We start from the raw sequence: 15745 nt of genomic DNA, 5'->3' as shown, positions 1-15745 counted from the left end.
CCGGAAGGCCCGGCGCCCGCAGCCGGGCCCACGCCCGCGGGTGCCCGCCGGAGAGGCCCCCGCCGGTCTCACTCCGGACGGTTCCCCTCCGCGTCCTCCTTGGTGTAGTAGCGGTAGAACAGGATCACGAAGGTGCCGACCATGAGGCCCACACCCACCCCCACCGAGCGGTAGATGCTGGGGTTGGACTGGCTGTACAGGAAGCCGACCGCGCAGCCGGCGAAGGCGGCCCAGACCAGCGCGTGGAGTCCGCGGCGGAGTCTCGGGGCCAGGGTGAGCAGCGTGATGAGGACCCCGGTGAAGACCAGCCCGGTGAGGATGCCGAGCAGCAGGTTCGAGCCGGTGATGGGACCGCCGTAGCGGCGGTTCGCCGCCGCCCAGTAGCCGTAGACGACCCCCGCGAGGACGGGCAGGACCACCCGGGCCATGCGGTGGGCGCGGGCGTCGAAGACGTCGGTGGTGCGGCTCTGCTCGATCATGCCCCGGGACCGGGGCGCCGCATGCGTCATGGGAGCACTCCTTCCTGCGTCCCCCGTCCCTTCAGAGCACACCTGCCGCGCCCGGGCGGCAACTCGGCCGCCCGGGTGCGTCCGGGTGCGGCCGGGTGCGGCCAGGGGGAGGGGATGCGGGCGCCACGGCCGCGTGTTTCGCTGGGGCCGTGAGTCCGGCCACCACAGGACACGCCCGGCCCGAGCCGTACCCGACGGCCGGCCCGGGCGACGTCGTGCAGCGGCAGCAGCTGCTGCGCGTACGCGGCCGCAGCGTCGCCTGGGCGCCGCCGCTGCTGCTGCTCGTCGCGATCGCGGTGGCCGACTACAACACCACCGGCGAGTTCCGGATCATCTCCTGGATCGTGCTGGTGCCGGGCATCGCCGCCGCGCTGTGCGGGGTGTGGGGCACGGCGGTGTTCGCGGTGCTGGCCATGGGCACGTACACCCTGGTCGACAGCGCCTGGCCGCACCAGTTCCAGGCGGGCCTGCCCGACTTCATCCTGGTCGCCCTCGGCGGCGTCCTCGCCACGCTGGCGTGCGTGGTGCGGGTGCGCGGCGAGCGCCGCGCGCTGCACATGCGGGACGTGACGGACACCGTGCGCCGCACGGTGCTGCGGCCGCTGCCGCCCGGCTGGGGCGGCCTGGAGCACGCCGGGATGTACCTCACCGCCGACACCCAGGCCCGGGTCGGCGGCGACTTCTACGACATCCAGCCCGGCCCGCACGGCACCCGCGTGCTGGTCGGGGACGTGCAGGGCAAGGGGCTGGGGGCGGTGGAGACGGCGGCGGTGCTGCTCGGCACGTTCCGCGAGGCGGGTTTCCACGAGGCGGACCTGGCGACGGTCGCCGACCGGCTGGAGGCGCGGATGGCGCGGCACCGCGCCTACACCGCCGCCCTCGGCCGGGCGGAGGGCGACCGGTTCGCCACGGCCGTGCTGCTCGGTTTCCCCGCGGACGAGGACGGCGTCGTCGACACCGTCGTCTTCGGTCATGAGCCCCCGCTGGCGGTGAGCCCGTCGGGGGTGCGGCACCTGACGGCGGCCGGGGGGCTGCCGCTCGGCTACCGCGACCTCGCGCCCGGTCCCCCTCCGGTGCGCCGGGTGGGTCTGGGCGCCGACGAGACGCTGCTGGTGGTGACCGACGGGGTGACGGAGGCGCGGGACCGGGACGGCCGCTTCTTCAAGGTCGCGGAGGAGGTGCGGCGGGCCGTGGCCGCCGACCCGCGGCTGACGGCCCCCGCCCGGCTGGTGAACGTCGTACGGGACCGGACGCTGCGGCACTGCCGGGGACGGCTGGCGGACGACACCACCGCGTTCGCGGTGCGGCGCGCCCGGGGTGCGGGGGCCGAACGCCGCGAAGGGGGACGTTCACCGCTGTGACGCCCCCGTTCGCGACCGCAGCCGTTACGGTGCTGCCGTGGGCGATCGACAGGGGGAGGGGACCATGTCCGGGACCGTGCTGCTGCTGGCGGCGTCGCCGCTGGGCCGTGGACGGCTGGTGGACGCGGCGTCCGTGCTCCCCGTGCTGGCGGCGGTGCCCCCCGCGGTGCTGTCCGGCGCGGACACCGCGAACGTCGTGGAGCTGGCCGACCCGCTGGAGCCGCAGGCGGTGCTGACCCGGCTGCGGGCGGCGGCCGCCGCGCCCGGCCCGCTGACCGTGTACGTGGCGGGGGAGCTGCGGCTGGACCGCAGGCAGCGGCTGCCGCACCTGGCGCTGGCCCGCACCACCCCGGCGACCGTGCGCTACACGGCGCTGCCCTGGCACTGGTTCCGGGACGAGCTGCGGCTGCGCCCGGCCGGCGCGACGACCCTGTTCCTCGATCTGCACGCCGACCCGGACACCTGGCAGGCGCTGTCCGCGCCGTCGGCGCCGGGCCGGCCGTTCCCGCTGGACTGCGGGCGGGACGCCGCCGTCTACGGTCGCGTCGCACCGCCGCCGTCGCGCCGCCAGGTGGCGGCGCCGGCGTACATGAAGGCGCTGGCGACGCTGCTGCGCAGCGGGCGGCGGATGCCGGACGAGGAGCTGCACCAGCGGACGCTGGCCCGGATCGCGCCGGAGAGCGCGGGCGCCGACCTGGTGCTGGCGCAGCACGGGCCGCTGCCGGGCGACCCGCACGCGGCGGTCACGGCGGCCGTGCGCGCGGGGCGGCACGCGGAGGCGGACGCGCTGGCCGCGCGGCTGGAGCAGGCGGCGGGGCTGGCGCACGGGCCGGTGTCCGAGGAGGCGCTGCACTGGACGGAGGTCCGCGCGGACCTGGCGATGCTGGCGGGCGACGCGGTGCGCAGCTGCCGCGCGTGGATGGCGCTGGCGGGCACCCGGCTGGCCGCCGGACAGCCGGCCGGCGCACCCGCCGTCGAGGCGGCCGTGGACCGCGCCCACCACCAGTGGGGCCGGATCGACGACCCGGTGCGGGTCTGTGAACTGGGTTTGCAGCTCGTGGAATTGAGGAGCCGGGTGCCGGGGCGCCGGGAGGGGGCCGTGGAGCATGTGCGGCGTCGGCTGCGGGAGGTGCAGGGGCGCGCGGCGATGCCCGCCGGACAGTTGCGTACGGACCCTCCCCAGGGAGCGGCCGTGGTGCCATGATGGTGAGTCATGGCTGAGGGGGACGGAGTGGCCGACCAGGACATCTGCGTACGGCTCGACCGGAGCGCGACGGAAGGGGACATCACCGCCCTGCGCAACTGGCTGGAGCGGGAGAAACCGCTGGACGACCTGGCGCGGGACGGGAAGGTGCGGATCCTCGTGAGACCCGCCACCGAGCGCGGCGGCACCCCGATGGGGACGAGCCAGGAGATCGTCATCGCCGTCACGTCGGCGGGCGCCACCGTGGTGTTCCAGGAGCTGCTGGAGCAGGTCAAGCGGGGTGTGAAGGCCTGGCGCGACAACCGCCGCCAGGTCGAGCACGGCGATCCGCCGCAGGACAGCGTCGAACCGGTGAACCGCGACGACGGGTAGACCGGTGCAGCCTCAGGACGCGGGGGAGCCGAGGGACCGGGCGCTGCTGATCGGTGTGTCCGAGTACGACTTCACGAAGCCGCCGCACGGGGTGCCGGGCGACCTGCCGGCGGTCCGGCACAACCTGACCATGCTGCGCGAGGCGCTGGTGCGCGGGCGGGTGTTCGCGGAGCAGGAGATCAGGACGCTGCCGTCGCCGTACCTCGCCGACACGGCGCGGGTGCTGCAGCGGGCCGCCAAGGAGGCCCGCGGGCTGCTGCTGGTCTACTTCGCGGGGCACGGGGCGATCCCCAGCGGGGGCGACGAGCTGTACCTGCAGATGCGGGACGCCCGGGTGATCGCCGGTGAGCACACGGTCTTCTCCGGGGCCGAGAAGTTCAGCGACCTGATGGCGACGGTCCTGGCCACCAGCGCGGCGCGCCGGATCGTGGTGGTCCTGGACTGCTGCTTCGCGGGCAACGCGGCCCGGGTGTGGGAGCTCTTCGGGGACAAGCGGCGCGTCGCGGTGCTGATGAGCGTGCAGGCGAACCACCGGATCGACGCGGGCGACCCCAGGACGCCCACGCCGTTCACGGAGGAACTGGCGGCGGTGCTGGGGGAGGAGGGCGGGACGACCGTCTCGGAGCTCGCCGCCCGGCTGCGGGAGCGGATGGCCGCGCGGGGCCTTCGCACCGAGCGCGGAGACCCCTGGGAGCCGCAACTGCGCGTCGAAGCGGGCGTCGACGTCCCGCTGGGGAAGGACGACGGTCCGCAGGTCCCGCTCCCGGAAGCGGGCTTACCGGGCGGGCAGGGGGGCGCCTCGGACCCCGGCCCGGGTCCGGGCCCCCGTCCGCCGTGGTGGCCGGCCGTGCTGAAGGGGTGGCGGTCCGTCCTGGCCGTGCTGAAGCGGTGGCTGTCCGCCCCGAGCGCGCTGAAGCGGTGGTGGCTCGCCCTGACCGTGCTGCTCGCCCTCGGCCTGCTCGGCCTGGGCCTGTACTGCACGCTGGGTCCGGCCGGCGACGGCGCCCACTGCGCCCCGCCGCTCGAACTGAGGGTGCTGACCGACCCGGACCTGGAACGGCCCGTGCGCGCCGCCGCCGACGCCTATCTCGGCTCGGAGGAGAACACCACCGACGCCGGCTGCCGCCGCACCGGCGTCACCGTCTACAGCGCCGGTTCCTCCGACGTGGTCGGCGCGCTGCGGCGGCACACCGGCGACTGGCGGGAGCCGCGGGACGACGACGTCAACCCGCAGCGGGACCTCGGCCCGCAGCCGGACGTGTGGATCCCCGCCTCCCGCGCCGACGTCGACCGGGTGCTGGCCGAGCAGGACACGGACGCCGCCGCGGTCCTGGAACCGCGGGAGCCGCCGCTCGCCTACTCCCCCATCGTGCTGGCCGTGCCGCAGCAGATCGCCGCCGACGCCTACGACGAGCGCACCGGACTGAACCTGACCGAGATGATCCAGGACCTGAACGCCCGCGCCGAGGACGCGGACGTGCGCCGCCCCGACCCCGAGTTCACCGACTCCGGACTGCTCGCCACCGTCGGCCTGTACGGCGCCGACGCGAGCGCCGTCGCTTCCGGGGAGCGCCTGGTCGCGCAGTCCGGCTCGCCCTCCCCCACGGCCGGCGACCTGCTGTGCGCGCTGCCCGACGACGACGCCGTGGACGACCGCACCGCCGCCCTCGTCCCGGAGTTCCTGATGCGCAGCGGCGTCGACTGCGACAGCACCACCCGCAGCCCGCGGGTGGCCCAGTACCCGCAGGACGTGCCCGGGGTGGAGCCGGTGTTCGTGCGGGTGCGCTGGAAGGGCGGCGACCGCGACGGGGCGGAGCGGGACGCGGCGGCGAGCGCCTTCCGCGACTGGCTGGCGGGCGAGGACGGCCGCGCGGTGTTCGCCGGCCACGGCTTCCGTTCCGCCTACACCCGGGAGCTGCCGGACGGGGAGACCGTCGCCGACGGCGTGCTGCGCGCGCCCAGCCCGCTCGACGAGTCGGCCGGACGGGACGCGATGGAGCGGGCGCTGCGCGCCTACCAGGCGTACGGCGGGCCGGGCCGGGTGCTGTTCCTGCTGGACAGCTCCGGTTCCATGGCCGACCTCTGGCAGGGGCCGAGCGGCGGCCCCGGTCTGCTGCGGCAGTCGCTGGGCGGGCTGGGCGCCGAGGACGAGTACGGCGTCTGGTCGGTGGCGGACACCGACGACGGCCCCTACGAGACGCTGCTGGGCATCGGCGCCCACCGGCGGACCGACGCCCAGCGCGCCGTCGAGGAGCGGGCGCGGGTGCGGGACGCCACGGCCGACCCGCACGCGGCACTGCTCTCGGCGTTCGACGAGATGGACCGGCGGGGCGGCGACGGACGGCCGCAGATGATCGTGCACATCACCGACGGCGAGCACGGCGAGACGCTGAGCGGCGGCCGGCTGACCGAGGTGCTCGACCGGGCCGGGGCGAGCGGCGTTCCGGTGACGGTGGCCGTCCTGGGCAGCGGCGGCTGCGACCCGGGCCGGCCGGACCGCCGCATCGCCGACGCGAGCGGCGGGCGGTGCCTGGACGCGGGGGACGACCTGGGCGCGGCCCTGCACGACGAGATCGCACGCACCGGAACGGGGGAGGGCTGATGCCGCGACGGCTCGCCGCGCTGCCGGCGCTGCTGCTGCTGTTGCTCGCCGCCTGCACCGGCGGCCGGGACGGGACGGAGACGTCCGCCGCGACCGCCGCCGAGGACGTGCCCGGCACGATCGTGGTCGCCAGCGGCCGGGACGTCACCGGCAGCAACGGCGTGCGCCAGCAGCTCATCGACGCGTGGAACCGGCGTGAGCGGCAGGCGGGTTCGCAGTACCGGGCCCGGCTGGTGGAGCTCGCGGGCAGCGCCGACGAGCAGCGCAGCCAGCTGCTCGGCGCCCTGCAGTCCCGCAGCGCCGAGTACGACGTGGTGAACCTGGACGTCACCTGGGTGCCGGAGTTCGCCGAGGCCGGGCTGGTGCGGGCGCTGCCGGACGACATCGTGGACGAGGACGTGATCGGTCCGGTCGCCGAGACGGCCCGCTGGGACGGGAAGGTCTACGCGGCGCCGTTCAACAGCGACGTCGGCCTGCTCTACTACCGGCGCGACCTCCTGCGGCGGGCGGGCGTCGAGGAGCCGTTCGTCCCGGAGGGGTTCACCTGGGACCAGCTGCGCGGGCACGTCGAGACCCTGCACACGAAGCTCCCCGCCGGCGCCTTCACCAAGGGCTGGACCACCCAGCTCGCCGCGTACGAGGGCCGCACCGTCAACGCGGTGGAGGCGTTCGCGTCGGCGGTGCCCGGCCTGGCGCTGGTGGACGAGAAGGGCCGCTACACGGGCGACGTGGAGCAGCTCACCGAGGGCGTGGCGGAACTGCGCCGCCGCATCGAGCCGGCGTACACCCTCCAGGACGCGGCCGCCTCCGACGAGGCGGCCGCGACCAGCGACTTCGTCGAGGGACGCACGGCCTTCCTGCGTGCCTGGCCCTCCGCCTACCCCACGCTGTACCGGGTGTTCGGGGACCGGGTCGGCGTGGCGAAGCTGCCCGGGCGGGCGGTTCTCGGCGGGCAGAACCTGGCGGTGACCAAGGCGTCGCAGCGGGCCCGGAAGGCGACCGAGCTGATCCGGTACCTCACGGGACGGGAGAGCGCGCGCTGCCTGCTGGAGGCCGGGTTCGCGGCGACCCGCGACTCGGCCTACCGGGACGTGGTGCGCTGCCCCGAGGGCGTGTCCGCCGCGCCCTCGCCGTCCCCGACGGGGGAGGGCGCCGATCAGGTGCCGCGGGACGGCGGGGGCCGCCCCGCCCACGCGGACACGACCTTGCGGGCGCTGGAAGAGGCCGTGCACCGCCCGAGGACCCCGCTCTACGGCGCGCTCACCCAGACCTTCATCACGCGGCTCGGCCCGCTCGTGGACGGAGCCCCGCTCGGCGACGAGGAACTGGCCCGGCTGCTGGACGAGGGGCTGCGCGGCGCCCTGCCCGGCTGAGGGCCGTCCCGGCCGAGGGCCCGCCGCCCTACCGCTCCGCCGCCTCCACCTCCACCGGCGCGGTGGTCCCGCGGTCGGCGTCCGGGCCGACGGTCCCGGCCGGTCCCGCGTTCGCCGCGAGGAGAAGCGCCGCGACCGCGGCGAGAGCCGCGATGAGTCCTCGGGCGTAACGCTCGGTGGGGCGGGTGCGTTCCAGCACGGCGACCTCGCAACAGCGACGGGTTAAGCGGGTTTAATTCACGGTTTAACCTAGGGGCTGTCCGACGCGAACGGCAAGTGGCACTGGGGGAGTTGGCATGGGGGAGCGGGACGAGCCGGGCACGATCGGACGCCGGGTGCAGCGGCTGCGCGTGGCGCGCGGGCTGACCCAGAGGCAGCTGGCGGAACCGGTGTACACCCCCGCCTACGTCTCCACCCTGGAGGCCGGCCGGGTGCGTCCCTCCGACGACGCGCTGCGGCACCTCGCCGAGCGGCTCGGAGTCGAGTTCGACGAACTGGCGACCGGGCGCTCCGCGCGGCGGGTGACCGAACTGCGGATGCGGCTGACCGAGGCGCAGCGCGCGCTCGCCGTCGGCGAGGCGGAGGCGGCGGTGGAGCAGTACACGGCGCTGCTGGCCGAGGCGGAGGCGCAGGAGCTGCCCGAGGAGCAGGCCGCCGCGCTGCTCGGACTCGGGGAGTGCGCGCTGGACACCGGTGAACTCGTGGACGGACAACGGTACTTCGAGGAAGCGGAGACGCGGCTCGCGGACGCGCCGCTGCCCGCGCGGGTGCCGGCGCTGCGCGGCCGGGCCGTCGCGCACTACCTCGCGGGGGAGCTGCGGTACGCGGTGTACCTGCTGGAGACCACCATCGACGAGCTGAACCGGGGCGGCCTGCACGACCCGGACGCGCTGCTCCTGCTGTACGCCAGCGTCATCGGGCCGTACATGGACATGGGGGCGCACGCGCGGGCCGCGCAGGCCGCGGAGTTCGCTCTGGCGCTCGCCCCGCAGTCCGGCGACCCGGCGCTGGTGGCGCGCATGCACCGGTCGGTGGCCCGCACCCTGCTCGCCGAGGGCCGCCTGGCGGAGGCGGACGCCTCACTGGCCAAGGCGGCCGAGCTGTACCGGGGGCTGCAGCTGCGTACCGAGCTGGCCAACTGCCACTGGATGCGGGGCTACGTGCACGCGCAGAACGGCGAACTGGCCGAGGCCGAGGCGGAGATGCGGGAGGCGCTGCACATGCTGTCCGCGACCCGCGCGACCCTGTACAGCAGTCAGCTCACCGTCGAACTGGCGGACGTACTGCACCGGCGGGGCCGGTCCGAGGAAGCCGCTGAGCTGCTGAAGGACGTGCTGGGCGGGCTCTCCCCCGAGCGGGGCGCGGTCCACGCGGCGGCCGCGCACCGGCTGCTCGGCATCATCGCCGAGGACGCCCGGGACACGGAGCGGGCCGAGGAGCACTACGTCCGCGCGCTCAGCCTGCTGGAACGCGCGGGCGCGGCGGGCGACCTGGCCGACCTGTGCCGCCTCCTCGGCGACCTCCTGCGCCGCACGGGCCGCGTGGAGGCGGCGCTGGACGCCTACCGCACCGGCCTCGGCCACCGCACGGCCCCCGGCACGACCACCCTGGGACCGGCCCCGGCACAGCCACCGGTGTGAGACAAGGGGGGTGAGCCGGGTCCCGGCCTCACCCTCGCCCTCGCGCCGATGCCCGCGCCCGACACCCGCACCCCCCCCGCGACGCCCTGGGCGACGCCCCGGGCACCCCGCTCGTATCCGCACGCCCCATACCCCCCGGGAGTGACCCCGGCCCGCCGGGTGCCGCCCGGTTTCGCTCGCCCCGCCCCGGGTAGTCAGACCGCGTTTCGGCTGGTGAGGGGATGTGGTTGGCGTGCGGCCCGGGAACGTCCCAGGGGACGGGCAGGACCGGGGTGCGGGTGGCGGGGGGCACGAGCGGGTGGCCGGCGCCATCGCCGCGGGGCTGCGCGGGGCCGGTCCCGCGGAGGCGCCGGGGCGGCTGTGCGCGGTGGCCGTGGACCTGCTGCCGGTGGACGGCGCGTCCGTGTCGCTGCGCGGCGACAGCATGCCCCTTCAGCTCGCCGCGTCCGGCGCCGGCGCCGCGCGGCTCGCCCAGGTGCAGGCCACCCTCGGCGACGGCCCCTGCCACCACGTGCTGCGGACCGGCGCCCCGGTCCTCGCCCGCGACCTGGCGGACGGGGACTGCGCCGACCGCTGGCCGGTGTTCGTGCAGCAGGCGCTCGGCTCCGGCGTGCGCGCCGTGTACGCGCTGCCCCTCGGTTCCTCCGCCGTCTGCGTCGGCACCCTCGACCTCTACCGCGGCTCCCCCGGCGGCCTCACCGCGCGTGAGCTGCGCGTGGCGCTGCTGGTGGCCTGCGTGATGACGGTCGCGCTGACGGACCTGCCGTACGACGCACGGGACGGCGACGGGGGCTGGCTCAGCGGGCTGGCCGCCGACCACGACCGGGTGCACCAGGCGGTCGGCATGATCATGGCCCAGCTCGGCGTGGGCGCCGACGAGGCCCTGGCCCGGCTGCGCGGCGACGCCTTCGCACAGGGCCTCACCGTGCTGGAGGCGGCCGTCGACGTCGTCGCCCGCCGACGGCGTTTCGACACGCCCTGACCGCCCGTCCCTGGCGATCGGCTCCCGTCCACGGCCTAGGCTGACGGGTCATGGACATAGCCATCCTCTTCCTCACCTGCGTCGTGACCCTCGGCGTGGCCTCGATCCAGACCCATCTCTCCCGCTCCGAGCGCCGTGTCGCCCGCGTGGAACGCAAACTCGACCTCGTCCTGGGCCACTTGGGACTGGAGGAGGAGGTGCCGAGGAAGGACGAGATCCTCGCCCTGATGCGCGACGGCAAGCAGGTGCAGGCGATCAAGCTGTACCGCGAGTCCACCGGCGCGAGCCTGGTGGAGGCCAAGCAGGCCGTCGACGGCATGAGCTGAGTCCCGAAGGTTCCCCGGGCCGGTCTCCTCAGACCCGCAGCCGCTCCTGCCGGGCGACCTCCGCGAGCCGGTCCGCGCCGAGCTGGGCCATCGCCCGGGTGACCTCGGCCCGCACCTCACCGAATCCGCCGTTGGTGAGGACGACCGCGTCCTCGCCGACGCGGATCGCCGCGAGGTCGACCGTGAGCCGGGCCGGGACGGCGTCCGGCGCCCCGCCGGTCAGCGTCACCCGCAGCGCGGCGCGGGCGTCCCCGGCGGTGTCCGGCAGGCGCAGCTCCGTCACCTCGACGTCCTGGGTGCCGGACCGTGCGGTCTCCGCCCGGAAACTCCCGCACTTCTCGGGCAGCGTGCCCAGCCAGACCAGCGCGCGCTCCACGTCGTCCGGGCGGTGCGCGCCGACCTGCTCGCGCAGCTGGGCGCCCTCGGCGGTGTCGTCCAGGGTCACCGAGGCGCGCGGCCCCGCCGGGGCGCCGAACGGCTCCTCCGTGTACAGGACCTCCAGCAGCCGCCGGCAGTCGCCGTCGTCCGTGGTCGCCTTCAGCGTGCCGTCGCGCCACAGCGCCGCCCCCTGACCGGCCGCCCAGGGCGGGCCGAGGTCCGCCGCGGTGATCAGCGCCGCCTCGAGCTGCTCGTCGTTCAGCACGGGCGTGGACCGTTCGGTGTCGGTCACGGCGGAGGAGGACGCCGAGGGGGACGGGGGCGGGGAGGGCGGCGTCTCGGCGGGCGGCTCGGACACCCCCTGGGGCAGCGCGCGCGGGACGTCCCGGTCGTAGGCCACGCAGGCCGCCGTGATCAGCAGGGCGGTGACCGACAGGGCGGAGGCGAGGAGGGTGCGGGCGCGGGCCGGGGCACGGGTCATCGGATGCCTCCTGGGGGCCGGGCCGTCCACGGGCGGACACGGCGGGAGCGGCGGACGTGCTCCTACGGCACCACCGGGACAGGCCCCCCACCAGCGAGGCGAGCCGTCCGGGTGAGCACCGGGCACGGTCCCGCCGGGGCCGCGAAAACCGGGTGCGCCCGCCGGCCGCCCGCTGCTAGCGTCCGCCGCATGCAGCGCGCCCGCGTGTCCCGCACGACGACGCCGGAGGACGTCCCGGCGCGCTGACAGCTGACCGCTGACGAAGCCCCGGGGCGAGTGCCCCGGGGCTTCGCCGCGCGTGGTGCTCGCCTCCCGACCCCGAGGAGGGCGCCGTGCACGACCACCGACGCCTCGGCCGTGAACTCGGCCTGTTCGACACCGACCCGCTGATGGGCGTGGGCCTGCCCTACTGGCTCCCCGACGGCGCCGTCGTACGGCACACCCTGGAGGAGTACGTCCGCGAGGCGGAACGCGCGGCCGGTTACCGGCACGTGTACTCGCCCGTGCTCGGCAAACGCGAGCTGTACGAACTCTCCGGGCACTGGGACCACTACCGCGACGACATGTACCCGCCGATGGAGCTGGGCGGGGAGCAGATGCTGCTGCGCCCCAGCCTCTGCCCCCACCACGCCCTGATCTTCCGCTCCCGCACCCGCAGCCATCGCGAACTGCCGCTGCGGATGGCCGAGCTGGGCGGGATGTACCGCTCCGAGCGGTCCGGCGTGCTCGGCGGACTGACCCGGGTGCGGGCCATCCAGCTCAACGACGCGCACATCTTCTGCACCCCGGACCAGGCCGCCGAGGAGGCCGCCGGAGCCCTCGCGCTCATCTCCCGCGCCTACGCCGACCTGGGCATCCGCGCCGCCCGCCACCGGCTGTCGCTGCCGGGCGGCGGCGGGAAGTACGTCGCCGGCCCGGCCCTGTGGCGGCGCGCCACCGCCCTGCTGCGCGAGGCGCTGGACGCGTCCGGCGTGGCGTACGAGGCCGTCGAGGGCGAGGCGGCCTTCTACGGCCCGAAGATCGACGTGCAGATCACCGACCCGGCGGGCCGCGAGTCCACCCTGTCCACCGTGCAGATCGACTTCCACCAGCCCGAGCGGTTCGGGCTGCGCCACACCGGCCCGGACGGCGCCCGGCACCGGCCGGTGATGGTGCACCGCAGCGTCATCGGCAGCGTGGAGCGGGCCGTCGCCCACCTGCTGGAGGAGCACGGCGGCGCCTTCCCGCCGTGGCTGGCCCCGGTGCAGCTGGTGGTGCTGCCGGTGGGCGGGGACCAGGAGGAACGCGCCCACGCGGTCGTCCGGCAGGCCGCCGGACTCGGGCTGCGGGCGGAGGTCCGCGGACCCGGCGAGGGCAGTCTCGGCGCCCGGATCCGCCGGGCCCGGCTGGTGCCGTACCAGGCGGTGCTCGGCGCGCGGGAGGCCGGGGACGGCCGGCTCGCCGTGCGCCTGCGGGACGGGCGGCGGCCCGGTGTGCTGCCGGTGGCGGAATTCCTGCGGCGCGTCGAGGAGCGGGTGCGCGCACGCGGGACCGCGCTGTGGGAGCCCGCGTAAGGTCGACGGGCAGACCCGCCTCGAGAAGGAGTCCGTCGTGCGCAACGGCCGGCCGGTCCCGGTGATCATCGACTGCGACACCGGCGTCGACGACGCCCTGGCGCTGCTGTTCGCCGTACGGCACCCCGGGATCGACCTGCGGGCCGTCACCTGCGTGGCCGGGAACACGGACGTGGACGGCGTCGTGCGCAACACGCTGACCGTGCTGGAGGCGGCGGGCGCGCCGGACGTCCCGGTGGCGCGGGGCGCCGAGCGTCCGCTGATCGAGGCGCCGCGCTCCGCCCGCCACGTCCACGGCCACGACGGCATGGGCGACCTCGGCCTGCCCGCCCCGCGCCGGACCCCGGCGGACGTGGACGCGGTGACCCTGCTGCGCCGCGAGATCCTCGCCTCGCCGCGCCCGGTCACCCTCGTGCCCACCGCGCCGCTCACCAACATCGCCCTGCTGCTGCGGGCCCACCCCGAGGTCACCCGCAACATCGAGCGGATCGTGTTCATGGGCGGCGCGGCGGGCGCCGGGAACGCCACCCCGGTGGCCGAGTTCAACGTGTGGCACGACCCGGAGGCCGCCGCGATCCTGCTCACCGCGGGCGTGCCGATCACCATGTACGGGCTGGACGTGTTCACCCGGGTCGTCGTCCCCGGCGCCGACGTGCGGAGGCTGCGCGCGAGCGCCGAACCGGGCGCCCGGCTGGCCGGCGACCTGCTCGCCCACCGTCCCGCCCACCCGGGCAGCCGCCCCGACGACCCCGCCGAGGACTCCGGCGGCCTCGGCGACGCGGGCGCGCTGTGCGCGGTCGCCGACCCGGAGGGGCTCACCACCCACCGCCTGCCGGTCGAGGTGTCCCTGGCGCCCGGCCCGGCGCGCGGGCAGACGATCGTCGACCGCCGTCCCCGCCCCGGCGAGTCGGAGCTCCACGAGGGCATCCGCGAGCAGGCCCTCGTGGACGTCGGCCTGGACGTGGACGTGGAGCGCTACGTGAAGCTCTACCTGACGACGGTCGAACACCCCGCGGCCTAGCCGGAGCGCCCCGCGCTCCGGTCGAACACCGTGCGCCCTGATCGGACGCCGGTTCGACCCGTGTGCGCCGGGTGGACGTGCGGTCCGCCACACCCAGGGGGAATGTCACCCCCTTACCGGTGCGTTCACTTTTACGGTGTTCTGGTCAGTTTCTCCGCCGGTACCCGCACACCCAGAGGAGACCCCGCGTGACCGACCGCCCGACCGCGCCCGACCCCCGGCCGCCGCACCCCGCCCCCGACGCCACGCCCGACCTCTCCTCCCGCGACCCCGACTGGTGGCGGCAGGCGGTCGTCTACCAGATCTACCCCCGCAGCTTCGCCGACGCCGACGGCGACGGCCTCGGTGACCTGCGCGGCATCACCCGACGCCTCACGCACCTGTCCGCCCTGGGCGTCGACGCCCTGTGGCTCAGCCCGTTCTACCCGTCCGAGCTGGCCGACGGCGGCTACGACGTCGCCGACCCGCGCGACGTCGACCCGCGGCTCGGCACCCTCGACGACTTCGACGAACTGGTCCGCGAGGCGCACCGGCTCGGCCTCAAGGTGATCGTCGACATCGTCCCCAACCACACCTCCCACCAGCACGTCTGGTTCCAGGAGGCGCTGCGCGCCGGGCCCGGCTCCCCGGCCCGTGACCGCTACGTCTTCCGGGACGGCCGGGGCGAGCACGGCGAGCTGCCGCCCACCGACTGGCAGTCCGTGTTCGGCGGCAGCGCCTGGCAGCGGGTGCCGGACGGACAGTGGTACCTGCACCTGTTCGCCGCCGAGCAGCCCGACCTCAACTGGGACCACCAGGACGTCCGCGAGGACTTCCGCACCACCCTGCGCTTCTGGTCCGACCGGGGCGTGGACGGTTTCCGCGTCGACGTGGCGCACGCCCTGACCAAGGACCTCGAGGAGCCGCTGCGCGACCTCGGCGACCACGCGGCGGGCGGCGAGGCGGCCCTCGCCGACTTCGCGCCCGGCACGCACCCGTTCTACGACCGCGACGAGGTGCACGAGATCTACCGCGACTGGCGGAAGATCTTCGACACCTACACCCCGCCGCGTACGGCCGTGGCGGAGGCATGGGTGCCCGGTGCGCGACGTGCCCTGTACGCCCGCCCGGACGAGCTGGGCCAGGCCTTCAACTTCGAGTACCTCGAGGCCGCGTGGGACGCGGACGAACTGCGCCAGGTGATCACCGACTCGCTGGCGACCGCGCAGGCGGCCGGCGCCTCCGCGACCTGGGTGCTGTCCAACCACGACGTGGTCCGGCACGCCTCCCGGCTGATGCTGCCGCCCGGCACGGACACCAACGCCTGGCTGCTGTCCGGCGGCAACGCCCCCGCCGTCGACCTGGAGGCCGGTCTGCGCCGGGCCCGCGCCGCCACCCTGCTGATGCTGGCGCTGCCCGGCTCGGCGTACGTCTACCAGGGCGAGGAGCTGGGCCTGCCCGAGGTCGCCGACCTGCCGACGGAGGTCCTCCAGGACCCCATCTGGGAGCAGACCGGCCACGTCCGCAAGGGCCGCGACGGCTGCCGCGTCCCGTTGCCGTGGACCACGACCGGCCCGTCGTACGGCTTCGGCGCGGGCGGTGCGTGGCTGCCGCAGCCGGCCTCCTTCGCGGAGTACGCCGTGGAGGCGCAGGACGGGGCGGAGGGCTCCACCCTGGAGCTGTACCGCACGGCCCTGCGGCTGCGGCGCAAGCTGATCGACGGCGAGACGCTGACGTGGGCGGAGGGCACCCCGGAGGGGGTCCTGCAGTTCGACCGCGGCGACGGCTGGCGCTGCGTGACCAACCTGTCCCCCGACCCGGTCTCCCTCCCCGCGGGCGAGGTCGTCCTGACCAGCGCCCCCCTGGAGGACGGCCGCCTGGCCCCGGACACGACGGCGTGGCTGACCCGCTGAGGAAGCCGGCGGGCGACGCCCTCCTCGGGGGAGGGGCCGTGCGCCGCGGAC

Annotated in this window: 14 protein-coding genes; 11 read left to right on the top strand and 3 right to left on the bottom strand. The window is 75.9% G+C overall.

Going from position 1 to position 15745, the window contains the following annotated elements; genetic code table 11:
• Positions 1-68: 68 nt before the first annotated feature.
• On the bottom strand, positions 69-509 hold the full coding sequence (locus C1708_RS15915; RefSeq protein WP_106413305.1) for a hypothetical protein: 441 nt from the start codon (positions 507-509) through the stop codon (positions 69-71).
• Positions 510-658: 149 nt separating this feature from the next.
• Here C1708_RS15915 and C1708_RS15910 point away from each other — a divergent pair, with 149 nt between their 5' ends.
• The 5 genes from C1708_RS15910 (at position 659) to C1708_RS15890 (ending at position 7421) form a co-directional block, all read left to right on the top strand.
• Positions 659-1870, top strand: a complete 1212-nt coding sequence (locus tag C1708_RS15910; protein WP_106413304.1) for a PP2C family protein-serine/threonine phosphatase — start codon at positions 659-661, stop codon at positions 1868-1870.
• Positions 1871-1934: 64 nt separating this feature from the next.
• On the top strand, positions 1935-3074 hold the full coding sequence (locus C1708_RS15905; protein WP_106413303.1) for a hypothetical protein: 1140 nt from the start codon (positions 1935-1937) through the stop codon (positions 3072-3074).
• A 9-nt stretch (positions 3075-3083) separates the two neighbouring features.
• Positions 3084-3446, top strand: coding sequence for a hypothetical protein (locus C1708_RS15900; protein ID WP_241911266.1), 363 nt, complete (start codon positions 3084-3086; stop codon positions 3444-3446).
• A 4-nt stretch (positions 3447-3450) separates the two neighbouring features.
• Entirely contained in the window at positions 3451-6048 is a 2598-nt protein-coding gene (locus C1708_RS15895; protein ID WP_106413301.1) for a vWA domain-containing protein, read from the top strand.
• Positions 6048-7421, top strand: coding sequence for an extracellular solute-binding protein (locus C1708_RS15890; protein ID WP_106413300.1), 1374 nt, complete (start codon positions 6048-6050; stop codon positions 7419-7421). Before C1708_RS15895 ends, C1708_RS15890 begins: the two co-directional genes overlap by 1 nt.
• A gap of 28 nt (positions 7422-7449) precedes the next feature.
• On the opposite strand, the gene C1708_RS34420 is transcribed toward C1708_RS15890, so the two are convergent.
• Positions 7450-7620 (bottom strand): hypothetical protein, encoded by a 171-nt coding sequence (locus C1708_RS34420; RefSeq protein WP_198602511.1) that lies wholly within the window; start codon positions 7618-7620, stop codon positions 7450-7452.
• Between the two features lie 97 nt (positions 7621-7717).
• On the opposite strand from C1708_RS34420, the gene C1708_RS15885 reads away from it, so the two are divergent.
• The 3 genes from C1708_RS15885 (at position 7718) to C1708_RS15875 (ending at position 10369) form a co-directional block, all read left to right on the top strand.
• Positions 7718-9061 carry a helix-turn-helix domain-containing protein gene (locus C1708_RS15885; RefSeq protein WP_106413299.1) on the top strand — a complete coding sequence of 448 codons (1344 nt, stop codon included), beginning with the start codon at positions 7718-7720 and terminating at the stop codon, positions 9059-9061.
• A 223-nt stretch (positions 9062-9284) separates the two neighbouring features.
• Positions 9285-10043, top strand: a complete 759-nt coding sequence (locus tag C1708_RS15880; RefSeq protein ID WP_106413298.1) for a GAF and ANTAR domain-containing protein — start codon at positions 9285-9287, stop codon at positions 10041-10043.
• A gap of 50 nt (positions 10044-10093) precedes the next feature.
• A complete protein-coding gene (locus tag C1708_RS15875) occupies positions 10094-10369 on the top strand; it encodes a hypothetical protein (protein ID WP_106413297.1) in 276 nt (91 codons plus the stop codon).
• A gap of 28 nt (positions 10370-10397) precedes the next feature.
• On the opposite strand, the gene C1708_RS15870 is transcribed toward C1708_RS15875, so the two are convergent.
• Positions 10398-11228, bottom strand: coding sequence for a hypothetical protein (locus C1708_RS15870; RefSeq protein ID WP_106413296.1), 831 nt, complete (start codon positions 11226-11228; stop codon positions 10398-10400).
• Between the two features lie 332 nt (positions 11229-11560).
• Between C1708_RS15870 and thrS the strand changes: the two genes are divergently transcribed.
• From thrS to C1708_RS15855, 3 genes are all read left to right on the top strand, one after another.
• Positions 11561-12781 carry a threonine--tRNA ligase gene (gene thrS / locus C1708_RS15865; protein WP_106413295.1) on the top strand — a complete coding sequence of 407 codons (1221 nt, stop codon included), beginning with the start codon at positions 11561-11563 and terminating at the stop codon, positions 12779-12781.
• Positions 12782-12818: 37 nt separating this feature from the next.
• Positions 12819-13802: a nucleoside hydrolase gene (locus C1708_RS15860; RefSeq protein ID WP_106413294.1), complete on the top strand. Its 984-nt coding sequence runs from the start codon at positions 12819-12821 to the stop codon at positions 13800-13802.
• 188 nt (positions 13803-13990) lie between these two features.
• Positions 13991-15694 (top strand): glycoside hydrolase family 13 protein, encoded by a 1704-nt coding sequence (locus C1708_RS15855; RefSeq protein WP_106413293.1) that lies wholly within the window; start codon positions 13991-13993, stop codon positions 15692-15694.
• Positions 15695-15745: the final 51 nt, after the last annotated feature.

Source organism: Streptomyces sp. DH-12 (assembly GCF_002899455.1).
Classification (GTDB): Bacteria; Actinomycetota; Actinomycetes; order Streptomycetales; family Streptomycetaceae; genus Streptomyces.
The sequence above is the reverse complement of the archived record's forward strand: the minus strand, read 5'-3'. Positions and strand labels throughout refer to the sequence as shown.